The 14,936-nt window shown below is 46.2% G+C and carries 10 protein-coding genes and 1 pseudogene; 10 read left to right on the top strand and 1 reads right to left on the bottom strand.

Features of this window, described 5'->3' with window-relative positions; genetic code table 11:
* Nucleotides 1-172: 172 nt before the first annotated feature.
* The 5 genes and pseudogenes from VB741_RS26400 to VB741_RS13230 form a co-directional block, all read left to right on the top strand.
* A pseudogene (locus VB741_RS26400) lies at nucleotides 173-493 on the top strand (FkbM family methyltransferase); the annotation flags it as partial.
* Nucleotides 494-517: 24 nt separating this feature from the next.
* The gene (locus VB741_RS13215; protein WP_323365652.1) at nucleotides 518-2,146 is read left to right on the top strand and encodes a class I SAM-dependent methyltransferase; all 1,629 of its coding nucleotides are present in this window, start codon (nucleotides 518-520) and stop codon (nucleotides 2,144-2,146) included.
* Nucleotides 2,127-3,032 carry a glycosyltransferase family 2 protein gene (locus VB741_RS13220; RefSeq protein ID WP_323365653.1) on the top strand — a complete coding sequence of 302 codons (906 nt, stop codon included), beginning with the start codon at nucleotides 2,127-2,129 and terminating at the stop codon, nucleotides 3,030-3,032. The genes VB741_RS13215 and VB741_RS13220 overlap by 20 nt, the downstream gene beginning before the upstream one ends.
* Nucleotides 2,981-3,976 (top strand): glycosyltransferase, encoded by a 996-nt coding sequence (locus VB741_RS13225; protein WP_323365654.1) that lies wholly within the window; start codon nucleotides 2,981-2,983, stop codon nucleotides 3,974-3,976. Before VB741_RS13220 ends, VB741_RS13225 begins: the two co-directional genes overlap by 52 nt.
* Nucleotides 3,976-5,082: a glycosyltransferase gene (locus VB741_RS13230; protein WP_323365655.1), complete on the top strand. Its 1,107-nt coding sequence runs from the start codon at nucleotides 3,976-3,978 to the stop codon at nucleotides 5,080-5,082. The genes VB741_RS13225 and VB741_RS13230 overlap by 1 nt, the downstream gene beginning before the upstream one ends.
* A gap of 23 nt (nucleotides 5,083-5,105) precedes the next feature.
* Here the strand turns inward: VB741_RS13230 and VB741_RS13235 are convergent, their stop codons facing one another.
* Nucleotides 5,106-5,882: an FkbM family methyltransferase gene (locus tag VB741_RS13235; RefSeq protein ID WP_323365656.1), complete on the bottom strand. Its 777-nt coding sequence runs from the start codon at nucleotides 5,880-5,882 to the stop codon at nucleotides 5,106-5,108.
* Nucleotides 5,883-6,004: 122 nt separating this feature from the next.
* On the opposite strand from VB741_RS13235, the gene VB741_RS13240 reads away from it, so the two are divergent.
* From VB741_RS13240 to VB741_RS13260, 5 genes are all read left to right on the top strand, one after another.
* Nucleotides 6,005-7,183: a glycosyltransferase family 4 protein gene (locus tag VB741_RS13240; protein ID WP_323365657.1), complete on the top strand. Its 1,179-nt coding sequence runs from the start codon at nucleotides 6,005-6,007 to the stop codon at nucleotides 7,181-7,183.
* A 69-nt stretch (nucleotides 7,184-7,252) separates the two neighbouring features.
* Nucleotides 7,253-8,053: a WecB/TagA/CpsF family glycosyltransferase gene (locus VB741_RS13245; protein ID WP_323365658.1), complete on the top strand. Its 801-nt coding sequence runs from the start codon at nucleotides 7,253-7,255 to the stop codon at nucleotides 8,051-8,053.
* A 37-nt stretch (nucleotides 8,054-8,090) separates the two neighbouring features.
* Complete coding sequence (locus tag VB741_RS13250) at nucleotides 8,091-9,557, top strand: sugar transferase (protein WP_323365659.1); 1,467 nt, start codon at nucleotides 8,091-8,093, stop codon at nucleotides 9,555-9,557.
* 9 nt (nucleotides 9,558-9,566) lie between these two features.
* Nucleotides 9,567-12,167 carry an O-antigen ligase family protein gene (locus VB741_RS13255; RefSeq protein WP_323365660.1) on the top strand — a complete coding sequence of 867 codons (2,601 nt, stop codon included), beginning with the start codon at nucleotides 9,567-9,569 and terminating at the stop codon, nucleotides 12,165-12,167.
* A 602-nt stretch (nucleotides 12,168-12,769) separates the two neighbouring features.
* Entirely contained in the window at nucleotides 12,770-14,746 is a 1,977-nt protein-coding gene (locus VB741_RS13260) for an O-antigen ligase family protein (protein WP_323365661.1), read from the top strand.
* Nucleotides 14,747-14,936 lie beyond the last annotated feature (190 nt).

Raw genomic sequence — 14,936 nt, forward strand, 5'->3', positions numbered from 1 at the left:
GCGTCGCTTCCCAGTCTGATTGGGCGATCTGGTGCCCGAATAGGTCAAACGATTTACTCATCCCTCAACTGTAATCGCTTCCCTAACTCCAAGATCCTTATTTCTTCGTTAACCCTGTGACACTTACTTAGCTTATCAGCGACACAAAAAGCGTGGATGGAGATGGGAAGAAGAAAAAAAGGTTAGAACCTTCACTCTTGCCGAAATTTTAGACCTTCATATCCACGAAATAGATCCTGTTATTGATTTTCTCGACATTGATGTTGAAGGTTTTGATTTAAACGTTTTAAAGTCAAATAATTGGGAAAAATACAGGCCTAACATTGTTTTAATCGAGGCTTTGGATAAAGACTTGACTATTTCATGGGATCTTCTAAATATAAATCTAGAAAACTCAGAAGCAGGAGAAATAATTCTTTTCATGAAAGAAGTTGGTTATAACTTTTTAGCTAAAGTAGTAAGAACTTTATTTTTCATAAAAAATGAGCACTGAGTTAAAAAACAGAGGAAGTGATTAATGTTTAGATCTTCACCAGTGATTTTTCTTATATTCAAGAGAATTAGTTCAACAAAAAAAGTATTTTCCAAGATAGCTCAGGCTAAACCTGAAAAGTTATTTATTATAGCTGATGGCCCAAGAAATCCTGAAGAGGCCGAAGATTGTGAAAAAACACGCTCAATTATCAATAGAATTGACTGGGAATGTCAGGTTTTCACTCGATTTCACGAAAGAAATATAGGGTCTCCCTATGCATGTTCTGAAGGAATCTCATGGGCCTTTGAGCATGTAGAGCGTGCCATAATCCTAGAAGATGATTGCCTCCCTGAATTATCTTTCTTCAAGTTTTGCACATTTTTGCTAGAACATTATCAAGATAATTCCAATATCATGCACATAGGTGGGAGCAATTTTCTTCCAAATCTACCATCAGATATCAATGGTTACTATTTTTCTAAATATTGTCCGGTCTGGGGATGGGCTACCTGGAAAAGAGCTTGGAAAAAGTTCGACATCAATCTTTCAAACTGGCCAGAAATGAAGAAAACACGATTAATTAAAAAATATTGTAAGACTTCTTTAGAACAAAATTATTGGCATTTTTTCTTTGAAAGGGTGTATAAAAAAAAATCTGTTCACTGGGATTACGCTTGGCAGTTTGCCTGTTGGTCTAATCAAGGAGTTTCAATTATACCCAATGTGAATCTTGTCTCTAATATTGGTTTTGGAGATAATGCAACTCATACAAAAAACTCTGAGCTATATTTTTCTAACCTTCCAAAAAATCATATTAATATAGAGAAAGTCGTTCCTTTACCTAAAATTTCACTCAACGATCATGCCGACAAAATTACGTTTAATGTTCGCTATCGAGGAGACAAACAATCTAGGTTAAGTATAATTAAATCAAAAACCATTATTTATGGCAAGGAAATTATAAAAGAAGCAATCCATATAATTCCTGGCAAAAACAAAACTACATTTCACAAGAATATTTACAACTTTAAGATTGTGGCAAAGCTGATTTTATCAATTTTGGTTAGACAACTTAGGAGACCTAAATTTCCCGACAACCCTGACAATAAAGTTTTTCTTCATCTTGGATGTGGACAAGTTGATCATCCAAGTTTTATAAATGTAGATCTGACTCCATTCAAGCATGTTCACTACATACGTCCAATCAGTGATCTAAGCATATTTAAGGATCAGAGTGTTGATCTTATATATGCGTCCCATTGCTTGGAACACTTCTCTTTTCATAACGTTGAAGATATATTAAAAGAATGGTTTCGCGTTCTAAAAATCGGTGGAAAATTGCGTTTATCTGTCCCCGATTTTGACTTATTTCTAAATATATATAATGGCGTAGATAGAGACATAAGAAAGGTTATTAAAATTCTTATGGGCGGCCAAGATTATAAACATAATTTTCACTATAATGTTTTTACTAGAGAGAGTCTTTTTTCATACTTGTCAGAGGCTGGATTTGAGGATATACAAGAGTGGATTCCGGGTTCCTCTAATCTTTGTAGTTTTAACGATTGGTCTAGACGTTCCATATCAATTGACGATAGAAAGTACCCTATTAGTCTAAATTTGGAAGCTGCTAAATTAGCTTTAGTTATTGATGAGCTTAAAGAAAGTTAGAGACTGTATTAAGCTGGTCGTTTACATTATTATTCCTATTCATAACCGTCAAACTATTACTCTGAAATGTTTAGCTGAATTAATCAGACAGGATATTTTTTCATATTGCACAGTAGTTATTGTCGATGATGGTTGTACTGATGGTTCACTTGAAGCTATTACAATCCAATATCCTCAAGTTAAAGTCATCAAGGGAGATGGCAATCTATGGTGGACTGGAGCAATCAAGTTAGGCATGGAATATGCCTATAAAAAGGGGGCTGATTATTTTATCTGGCTGAATGATGATACGTTGCCAGCAGTAGGCGCGATCTCAACCCTCATCGATACTTGCGTTCAGCATCAGCCCTGTGCAGTAGCGGCCCAATGCTATGAAACCAAACGTTATCAGCAACCTACCTATGGAGGACAACAACGCATAGGTTTGACCCACAAGCCCCTTTTACCGCCACGCCATGGTGAGGTGGACTGTGATTCTTTAAGCGGTAACCTGACTTGCATACCACGGAGTGCTGTCGACAAAGTTGGATTTCCTCCTGCTAAGAAACTACCCCACTATCAAGGGGACACAGTATATACCTGGCGGCTTAAACAGGTAGGATTCAGACTACTTGTAACAGATCGTGCACGTGCACAATGTTCCAAAAATCCTGGCAGTCCTAGTTGGCTCAGATCAGATACAGCTATTATTGAGCTTTGGAAACAACTCTTTAGTCCTAAATCATCCTTTTACATTCCTGGATTCTGGCATTTTTGCATAACCTTTTGGGGACCACTGGGTATGCTGGTATTTATACGCTCCTACAGTCGCCTAGGGCTAATCAGTTTGATCAAATGGATAATCCCAAAAACACTACTCAGAATGTTGATAGTCTCCCGCTCTTAGAGCGTTCTAACTTACCGAGAGTTAGTATTATTATTCCTGTCCATAACGGTGCTAAGAGCCTAGCTACCTTGCTTAATGCATTACAAAAGCAAACCTACCCAAGCTATCGATTAGAGATCATTGTGGCAGACAATAACTCTCATGATGGTTCAGATCAGTTAGCCAGTTCATTCACTGGAGTCCAGATTGTCTACGAACATAAAATTCAAAATGCAGGAGCTGCACGCAATCGAGCTATGCAATCTGCAACTGGGGAGATTTTTGCATTTACTGATGCTGACTGTGTTCCTAATCCTGACTGGGTGGAGCAGGGAGTAAAATACTTGACGCAATGGGGATGCGATCGCATTGCTGGTTCAGTTATATTCTCGCCTCTTTCAGCTAAGTCCTCATCTGCTGCCATCTTGGATGCTGTCTACAATCTGAACCAACAATTTTTAGTTGAAACCTTTCAATCGGCTGTTACTGCAAATCTATTTGCTCACCGAAAAGTTTTTGAAACAGTTGGATTTTTTCATACTGATTATTTTGAAGATATGCAATGGAATCGTCGCGCATCCATGGCTGGGTTTTCTATCCAATATGGATCAAAATCTATCGTCAGCCACCCCCCACGAGACGTTTTTAGTTCAGTATGGGAAAAAGGTCGTCGTAGTGGACGAGGTGTATTTGCTCTTTGTCAAAGTGAACAACGCGGTGGTTGGTTAGGTAGTCGTCATATTTTGCGTATGGGGCGTATGCTACTTGTTCCCCGTCCCCTCCATTGGGAACGCCTACCCTTTGCTATAAATTCTCTTTCACGTCAGAAACGTCTAAAAATTGAACTATTAAAGTGGCTTGCTATTAATGTTGCTGAAATTTGGGGCTATTTGCAATGGTGGTTGAGAGCCTTAAATCAACCGTCTGAATGCCTTGATGAATCTAGTTCAAGGCAACAAACCTAATGCGTTTTTTATTTGTTGGACGTTTTCCAGAAATTGGTGGGTCTGCCCTTGCCACACTACCTCTAATTGAAGCTCTACGAGAAGCGGAGCACACTGTTCTGTTGGCTCATTGGGTTGTACCTCGCCGCACAGATTGGTTTAGTCAGCTCGACCTATGCAACCTAGATTTAGCCCAACAAGGTAACCTATTAAGCAAGATCCGCTGTCTGACGCAATTAGCGATCCAATGTGACATCATTATTGCTGTCTCAGAGCTCACACCTACCTATGCCTGCCAAATCGCTGGTTGGCTAACAAAAAAGCCTGTCTACGCCGAATTACAAGTCCATCTAGATTCCTGGATCAAACAAAATTCTTCACCGTTACACCACTGGCTAATTCGCAGTCTTTACCCTCATCTTAGTGGCCTTCGCTGTGTCTCAAAGGCACTGCTGACCTACGCGACCAAAGACCTAGGCATTGACAAACAAAAAAGCTTTTTAGTCTACAACGGCTTTGATCTACAACAAATACAAATACAAGCCCAAGCAGCACTACCGCAAAGTATGGAATCCTGGTTCACATCAACCACTGTTCTCTGCGTTGGTCGCCTCAGTCAACAAAAGCGATTTGATCTGGCTATTCTTGCTTTCCAGCAGGCCCAACCAAAATTACCCTCTGATGCTCGTTTGGTAATTATCGGTGATGGCCCCCTATATACTGAACTGCAACAGCTAATTGCTGGGCTAAATTTACAAAACAGTGTATTTTTAGCCGGACTCCAAACTAATCCGTTTCCGTTTTTTGCTAACGCAGCTTTATTCTTACTTAGCTCAGATTATGAAGGGTTTGGTCGAGTCTTGATAGAAGCCATGGCCTGTGGCTGCCCAGTGATTGCCCACGACTGTCCAGTAGGTCCCCGTGAAGTATTAGAAGAGGGAAAATCAGGTCTACTGGTTACGGACAATCAACCTACTACCCTGGCTGATGCTATGATTCTGCTACTTCAAAATTCATCTTGGAGACAACAACTCATTGAATCGGGTTATCTGCGTTGCTATGATTTTGAACAAACTACCCTGACTCAGCAACATGTTCAACTATTGACTCAACACTCAACACATTGATAGTTTATGTGATCTAAATTGAGTTATGTTACCTGGCAGTAGAGATGGCCACTTAGGGGAGGAGTGGTCATTTTTAATGAGATCGACTGGTCTGTTTCTATATGTTTGATTTCATAACCAAGACTCAGAAGTGGTTCAACCAGCTCCCGCCAATAGTTTGTTCTCTCTGTGGTCAACATAAATCCATGGAGTTCAATAAAGAAAGCAGGCCGGACTTTTGCTAGTAGCGATTGCATACCGCGAAGAACTTTTGGTTCAAAGCCTTCCACATCTAGTTTAATCAAATCTGGTATTGAAAGATTATGGGTGGTCATCTGATTATCAAGGGTATCGACAGATACCTGTGCTTGCAGGGGCTTATCGGCATCAGAGAACTTGGTCTGAACCTCGGCGTGCAAGCTTCCTGAACCAGCTTCAAAAGCACTAAACATTAGACTTAATCGGCCTGCGACCTCCCCTAGGGCCGTATTGAACACCTGGACATGGTTAAAATCGTTCAGCACTACATTTTCTAGAGTGCGGCTGTAGTTAATAGGGTTAGGCTCAAATGTGTAGACAGTCCCCGTTGGGCCAACAGCCTGAGCAAAAAATAGGGTGAACACACCTTCAAACGCACCGATATCGAACACGGTTTTGCCAGTTAGATCAAGCTGTTTCAAAAACTCATCTTCTTTGGAAGGTGTTCCCCATGACGGCACAAAGCTCATGCCGCCTTTACGCTTTAAGCCCTTAGCTAATCCTCGCCGCATGGTATAGGTATAGTCTTTAAACAGAGGGCGTAGGATAACTAATCGAGTCATAACATGGGGGAGCATTGGATGAAGAAAAGCAGCGACAGCTTATATACACTCGTGCGACATATCAATTGCATTAGATAGCTTCTGGGAAAGCTAAATCCAGCACACTTTATCATGCCCCATTAATGCGCTTACTTTATACCCTAACGGCCTATCCCCCTTCCATCGGTGGGGCACAAATTCATACCCATCTTCTGGCGCAGGCCATAGGGCAAAAGAATCGGGTTCAGGTAATGTGCCATTGGGATCATAATCGTACTGATTGGCTGCTGGGGACTACGCTCAAACAACCGTCAGCCAAGGATTATACGCTCGATAGCATCCCTGTCCATCGGCTTGGCTACGGCCGTTTAGACAAGCTACGCCTATTGCCTTGGCTACCATTCTACTATCCCCTAATGGCAGTAGCTTTACCGCCCATCGCTCGACGGATTCAACAGCAACTTAGTCCATTTGCCCAGAAGGCAGACGTAATTCATAACGTTCGCATTGGCCGTGAAGGCTTGAGTTACGCCTCTTTGCAAACAGCTCGCCATTATGATATTCCCTTTGTGCTGACGCCGGTTCACCACCCTCGCTGGGTTGGCTGGCGCTATCGAGCCTATCTTCAGCTTTATCAACAGGCCGCTGCCATCATTGCATTAACACCGAGTGAAAAGAAAATCTTAATCGAGTTGAAGGTAGCCCCTGAAAAAATTCATGTTACGGGCATTGGCCCAGTTTTAGCTAACACTGCCGACGGGAATCGATTTCGGACACACTATGGAATCGATGGACCTATGGTCCTTTTCTTAGGTCAACACTATCCATACAAAGGGTTTTCTCAACTTCTACAGGCACGAGACCAGGTGTGGGCGCAATACTCTGATACTCGATTTGTGTTTATTGGGCCCAGCGTTCAAAACTCGGAGCAGGTGTTTACTGAATTGGCCGATGCTCGCATCCTAAGACTAGGTACCGTTGACTTACAGACCAAAACCGATGCCCTGGCAGCATGTGATTTATTGTGTGTGCCATCCAATCAAGAAAGCTTTGGCGGCGTCTTTACGGAAGCGTGGTCCTTTAAAAAGCCTGTCATTGGGGGACGGATTCCAGCTATTCAGGATGTGATTACGGAAGATACTGATGGCTATTTAGTTGGCCAAACGAGTGGTGAGATTGCAGACCGGATTATTGACTTACTGGCACAGCCGATCAAGGCGATGGCGATGGGGGAAGCTGGCTATCGAAAAGTTAAATCTCGTTACACATGGTCAGTTTTAGCAACAAAAACCCAGAATGTTTATGAAGCCGCTAAACTTTAGGCACTCTATATTACTGATGTGTCAATTTTGACAGTTGGGCCTGATGCTAATTAATTTTGGGATTCATTTGTGGCTCTGTCTGATATCTCGTCTAGGGTGATACTGGGTACGCGACTGAACGGTACTAGTTACGAGGATGCGTGCGATCGCATCTCCCGCTGGGCTCACTCCAAACAATCCTGCTACATCGTCGCCGCCAATGTCCATGTGGTCATGACCGCCTACTGGAACCGAGCCTATCGTCAAATTCTCAACCAAGCAGCCTTGGTAACCCCCGATGGCATGCCCCTGGTATGGGGCTTGCGCCGGTTAGGCATTGCTAACCAAGCTCGGGTGTATGGTCCGGACTTGATGTTGGCCTGGTGCGATCGCGCCACCCAAGAAAACCTCACCATTTACCTATACGGCGGCACCGATACCATGGTGCAGCGTCTGGCTCAGAACCTACAGCAGCAGTTTCCAAACCTCACCATTGCCGGCATTCAGGCCCCCCCCTTTCGCCCCCTCACCGCCGCAGAAGAAGCCGCCGACATTGCCCACATTGATCAATCTGGGGCCGCCGTCGTATTTGTCGGCCTAGGCTGTCCCAAGCAAGAAGAATGGATGGCCAGGCAACAGGGCAAGCTCAATGCCGTAATGATTGGCGTCGGAGCCGCATTTAGCTTCCATAGCGGCACGGTCTCCCAAGCCCCCCGATGGATGATGGCCTGGGGCCTAGAATGGGCCTACCGACTGTGGCAGGAGCCAAGACGGCTATGGCGACGCTACATCGTGAACAATACGGCATTTTTACTATTATTTGGCCTGCAGTTAATGAATCGAGCGATGCGGTCTATCCTAAAACCATACTCAGGGCATTCTTCCAGTTAACGTTTGCCCTAGGGGTGCTGATTTCCCAAGGCATTTAATGAAAGAGTCGTCTTCCGTCAAACCAGGCCGCAGGCAAAAGTTTCTCTTTGCCATGGGCACAGATATTCGGGCAGCCCGGGGGACGATCCCTCTGACGGATTTGAGGTGGAACAGTCTGAGGATACTGGCCCTATTACTGAGCGATGCCTTTGGCCTGGGCCTGGCCTGGCAATTAGCTCGGTTCTTAAATAGATTTTATTCTCCGATTCCTCCACAGCTGGTGTGGTGGGTATGGCTAGGACTGCCCAGTTTGTTTTGGCTGTTTGCGGGCGTTACCCTGTTGCTGTTCACCCACTATGGTCTCTATGGGGGCACCGTCAGAGCCAGAGACTATTTGCGAGCAGCACAGCTCATCAGCTGCGTTTACTTAATTTCGCTAGTAGCAGCCTACTTTTATGATCCCAAGCTAGATGCCCCCCGGTCACTTTTTTTTAGTGCTTGGGTCAGTAGTGTCTTCCTAGTGCTGGTCACTCGACTATGTACCAACGGCCTACTGTCCATCCTCCAGGGAGCCCGGTCACCGACACGGGTTTTTCTGATCACTAAACCAAATCGCATGCATCGGTTATCCCAAACCCTAGAGCGACGGTCTCACTATCAGGTTGTGGGGGCAGCCATGGTGTCAACGGCCAATACAGAACCCACCTTTCAGAGGATTTTAGCCGCCCGCCCCGATGAGGTATTGGCAGAGGATGTCCCCGATGTGGAACTGGCCTCTGGCCTATACTGGCGACTGCGCCGGGCCAATATTCCCCTACGTCTGCTGCCATCGAGCCGAGAAATGCTGTATCGACGAGGAATGCCGGAAATCGTAGCGGGCTTGCCCACCTTAATGATCGAAACATCTGTTTTTCAGAGTATCGATTATCGACTCAAGCGTTGGCTAGATTATATTTTGGCAACAGTGGCGGTCTTGCTACTCAGTCCGGTGTTTGTGTGTGTATCCATCGCCATTCGCCTCACCTCCCCCGGCCCCATCTTCTTTCGCCAAGATCGCATGGGCCTCAGGGGCAAAGTGTTTAAGGTATGGAAATTTCGCACCATGGCCAGGGATGCGCCCCAGCGGCAGGCTCAGCTAGAGCAGCAAAACCAAACGGCTGATGGCATCATGTTTAAACTCCAAGAGGATCCACGGGTCACCCCGTTGGGTCAGTTCTTACGCCGTACCAGCCTGGATGAGTTACCCCAGTTATTTAACGTATTGCTGGGTCAGATGAGCTTAGTAGGCCCCCGTCCCCTACCATTGCGAGATGTGGCTCAGTTTGACACCTGGCATCATATTCGCCATCAGGTGCTCCCAGGGATTACGGGACTATGGCAGGTGTCGGGCCGGTCTGATATTGAAACCTTTGACGATGCTGCCCGGTTGGATTTGCACTATATCGATAACTGGTCCCTTAATCTAGACTTAGAGATTATGGTGGCCACACTGCGTATCGTTTTGACCGGGCTGGGAGCTTATTAACCACCACCTATGGGAGCATTTAACCGCTTAACCACCTATGACGGTCTCTTGGGCTTGGGACTGCTCGGATTAGCTGTCTTTGCCTGGTTGCCCGACAGCTACTTTCGGATGGTGAGCTGGCCGTGGATATTGGTGTGGCAAGGGGCCTTTTGGCTGGTGTTGGGTGCTTGTACCTGGCAACTGCGGAGGTTTAACCAGCCTTTTTATCGTCTGGGGTTTGGATTCGACTGGCTCATGGTCGGCCTGCTGGTGGGCCTAATTATGGGTAGCAGCCTGTCCCCCTTTCCAGTGCTAGCTCTGCAAAACAGCTTGTTAGTGGGCTGTTACTTGATCCTGCTCTATGGATTGCACAATAGCCGATTTACGGCTGTGCAGCTGTGCCAGGGGTTGGTAGGGGTGGGTGCGATCGCAGCCATTATCAGCCTGGTACTATGGCGGCCCACACCGGACATGTGGCTATCAGACAACTTCTACGACGCCATTCGCAACCGATTCCCCCTAGGACACCACAACTTTACCGGCGGTTACTTTGTACTGGTTTTGCCAATAGCAGCAACGATGGCATGGTTGCAGTCCGGCTGGCAACGCTGGAGTTATGCCACCCTGAGCCTAGCCATTGCTGGAGCCCTTTATGCCTCTGGTTCTCGGGGGGCATGGCTAGGAGGTATAGCAGTAACAGGTCTGGCCTTGGTCGGTGGCATGTTGCAAAGCCACGGCAAAAACCGCCTACGCATCATCGCCCTCTCAGGCGTGATGGTCTGTTTAATCCTGGCCCTGTTGGGCAGCAATCCCCGCATTCGTGCCTTAGTCTCATGGCACAACGATGTGCCAAACACTAACCGTTCAGACGTTGTGGCATCAGTCACCCCCAAAGTCATGGCGGATGGTCCCACCTTAGATCGGGTGTTTATGGGACAGGCTGCTTTTAATATCCTGAAAGATCGCCCCCTGTTGGGTTTGGGTCCAGGCAACTTGGGACGGGTTTATGAACGCTATCGTCCCTTGGCGGCAGGCACCGGCCTGAACCAGGTGCAGCAACTACACAATACACCCCTACAAATTACAGCTGAGCTAGGGGCATGGGGAGCATTAATTTACCTAGGGACGCTCACCTGCTTAGGAAGACTCATTTACAAACTCCAAAAACTGTCTGGAGGCAAAGATAGACGGTTAAGCCTAGGGATAGCCATGGGCTTTCTAGGTTATGGCATCTCTAGCCTGAGTGATTATCAGCTAGAAAATATTCCCATTGCAGCCACACTAATAGTGTTGTTAGCAGCCCTCACCCGGCTAGGAGATTCGCTGACTTCACATGCGGTTGCTTCAGATGCGGTTGCTTTGAAGGTCATTTCCCCAAGCAATAGACGATGGGGCAGCCTATTAATTCTGTTAATGGTGGCCTTGATCAGTCAATTTTGGCTGCGCTCAGACCTAGCCCTATGGATGACCCACCAAGGCCTTGCCTCCATCCGTCAAAGCCAGCTTACCCAGGCCGATGATAAATTCTACAAAGCGGCCACCTTAACCCCCTGGGACCCCACCCCCAGCGCGTTAGGGGCGCAACAGCTAAGTGAATTAGCCAAAACCGCCACCGATAACAACCAAACTATCCTCCGGGAACAAGCCATCGAGTTATATCAACAGGTACTCACCGCCGCCCCCAACGATATTTGGTTCAACCAAAATTTAGCCGTTTTAGCTTGGCAAACGGGGGATATAACCACGGCCCACCAGGCCATTGCTAAGGTGGTGCAACTAAGTCCAAGAAGTAAAAACTTTAGCTACTATTTGCTCGGCCTAACTTACCAACAGCTGGGGAATACAGACGCTGCCATTGCAGCCTTCGCCCTGGAATGCTTAATCAATCCCCAGGTGTTACTGTTTGACAGTTGGCAACAGGATTTAGCCCTGCTCAAAGCCCAGGTATTTGCCCAGGCTTTGCAACATTATCAAACAGTTCTTTCCAACCTGGAATCCAATCATCCCCTGAAAAATGCCCTAGAAACCCACATCATGGCCCTACGATGGTGGTTGGGGAGCACCGAAAACAAGCCTGGATCTACAAATCAAGCAACCTCTCAAGCTAAGCATGACGAACGTCTGCTAACCCAGGCATTATTTAACATCGAGACAGCACCAGACACCGCCGACCATTTACTCGATGACTGCATTACCTCTGTCCCTGCGGATGCATCCAGTTGTCGTTTGCTAAAAGCATGGCTACGGCCCGAGTATTTGACTGAGTACCTAAAAACCGCTGATCTTAAACCCGCCGACCAGACAATGCTACAGTCTCACATCACCACCCATCGAGATCTCAGAGATTGGCTCCAATCCACCACCCAGCCAGTCTCCAACAATCAGCGCGTTGCCTTAGCATTGCTATATCGTAGCTACTACGCTCAGAAAATTTCATCGATTCTATTGCCTGATGACCTACGACAGTTTTCATTACCCCTATCGTTAAAACTCTTTACTCTGGCATGGCCACGGGAATTTGCCCCATTGGATCAGCTAGTTGAAACCATCCGAGCTGAAACCTTAGGATTGCCCCATCCCACCCGTAACAATTTTCAGTTTACTGCCCCATCACCCCTAGAAGCATCCTAAGCAACCGTATGCCAGCGTCACTACCCAAACCAACAACACCATCAGAAATCCCATCTAAAACCGCAGATGGTAACTTAATCGGTCTGCTGACAGTGGGATTCTACATTCTATTTACGTTGCTACCCAGCAGCCACTCTTTGATGGTGTCCTGGCCCTGGGTGGCAGTGTGGCAGGTGGCCTTAGCACTACCGATTATCTGGTTATTGTGGCAAATGTGGTTTAAGCCCCTATCCCAATTTAGATTGGGCTCAGGATTGGATTGGCCCATGGGGCTTTTGGTAATCGGGTTAGGTCTATCGACCCTCTTCGCTGAATTTCCTAACCAGGCCCTTTGGTATTCATGGGCTGCGCTGGGAGGAATTGCAGCCCTTTATGCGCTTTCCGGGTGGCTCAAAACCTCTCAACAAGCAATGAGGTTACTCAAATTTCAGGCCTTGCTAGGCATCGTTTTTATCGGCTTAAGCCTAGGGTTATGGCTGTTTCAAACCTACTTACCAGAACTCGACAGATTAGCGGCCCTAGAGCCCTATGGCGTCTCCCAGCAGTTTAATTTTGGTGTCACCAGTCTGCGCAATTGGTATCCTCTCGGCCATCAAAATTATGTGGCGGGCTACTTGGTATTGATTTTACCCTTGTTATTTGGCCTCGCAATTACCGATAAGGGTTGGCAGCGTTGGCTCTGGATCATTGGCTGTTGCCTAGGACTGGTGGATCTTTATACGGCCAGTTCTCGCGGTGGTTTGATGGCATTGGTGTTGACGGTTGCGATCTCACTGGTCATCACCCTTTTTCACAGCCCATTACCCAAACGGATCGTGCTTCCCGCTGGCAGCCTAATGCTATGCATTTTAGTAGCCACAACATTGGGCAACAGCCGTGTACGTCAACCACTATTAGCGCTCCTACAGGGCAAAACCAACAACAGTGAGTTAGGCTATCGCATCATCACCAATGTCATCGGTTGGCACATCGGAATAGACCATCCCTTCACAGGGGCTGGTCCTGGCAGTGTGCTACAGCTCTACCAAAAGTATCGCCCCTACTGGGCAGGCCGTGAGGCCGAGTTGCATTTTCAGCTCCACAGCACCCCCGCCCAACTGTGGGCAGAGTTAGGAATTTGGGGCATAGCCGCTCTAGTAAGCTGCACAGGACTCATGATCTGGCTGACTTGGCATTGGTATCGGACAGAGTCCAAATCTTTTATAAATTCTGCATTAGTTTGGAGCTTAATCTCAAGCTTATTTGCCTACGGCCTAATGAGCCTTACAGACTATCAGCTAGATACGCTCGCTATCAGTGGCGTGTTGGTTGTGAATCTGGCTGTTTTGGCTAAGGTATACCAGCCCCAGCAGAGTCAACCAATTCTAGTTAGTGGGCAATCCAGATGGTTATCCTCTCGTCTCTGGGTAGGCGCAGGAATCGGTTTAATCCTAGCTATAAATCTTTGGTTAATTCCTGTACATAGGGCATGGGCCATATCTAAACAAGGATTTGATCAGCTTGAGCGCGGTAACTTTGATGGTTTTGAAACCGCCTTAAAACAGGCTCATCAGTTAGCGCCCTGGGAACCCTACTATCCCTCCATGCTAGCTTGGACCTTAGGAGACTTTAGCTATCAAACTACCGGAGAATCCAGTGATGCTCTAAGAAGCGCTGCTATCAGATGGTTTGAAACAGCCAATGTCGTCGCCCCTTACCAAGAATTTGGTCAATCTAACTTGGGCTGGCTACTCATCCAAACTGATCAAGGTAAAGCCGTTACGGCATTTTCTGATGCGGCTAAATTAATGCCCGCTAAACAAGGAGTATTTTTTGGACTGGGACGAGCACTTTTAGCCAATGGTCAACAACAACAGGCGGTAAGTGCATTTGTGTTAGAAATCCTTAGATTTCCTATGGTTATGACCAGCCCAATCTGGGAACTGAGCGATCTATCTACACTTAAAGACGAGGTGTTTGAACAATTAGAACAAAATTACTCTCAGCTAATAACAACTTCGAAAAGTTCAGAGTTAGCAAATTATTGGCAAGAAGTAAGAGGCACACTATATTGGTGGAAGGGGGACTATGAGTCAGCTCAAAAGGACTGGCAGACTTTTTCGACGACCGGACAAACATTGTTAAAGCTCTCCCAACAAAGAACTCTCATGGTTGAGACATTACCGACAAACGTTATTGGCCGTAATGCTATGCTTGCTTGGCTTTTACCTCAAGAACGACGGTTGCTGCTAGAAAAATCTTCGATACAATCAAATGATCAGATACCAAAGCTCAACTCAGCATCACCTTCACCAGAATTAGTTGAGCAATTAGTTACAACAATGAACAATGCCAGTAGCTTTGAAGACTGGCTAAAGAACAGCACACTTATTACACAACCCCGAAGTCAACGCTTGGGATTCGGGGTTTTAAATCGCCACATCGAGGGTTCTCTACCGTCAGATTACTACACGCGTGTACTCAATCAACCAATGAATCATTTTTTTGGTGCGATGCTTTCATCTCCCACATGGCAACCAGAGTTGGATCATATGCTCCAAACTAAAAGAGAGAATTTTTTAAAGACCATCTTGAAATAACTTTTAATCTGGCTTGTCTATGAAGACTTCTCACAAAAACTGTTGCTAATTATTTTTTATAGCGAACGGGCGTAACCGGTCTCGCGCTCTAACTCAAGCAAACAGGGGCCAATCGACTGCACCGAGTAGGTTTCGGTGTGGATAAAGGCGTTCAGTTTCATGCTGAATGCGAAAATGAGTAAACGCTTGC

This window comes from Leptothoe sp. PORK10 BA2, assembly GCF_034932105.1.
Classification (GTDB): Bacteria; Cyanobacteriota; Cyanobacteriia; order Phormidesmidales; family Phormidesmidaceae; genus Leptothoe.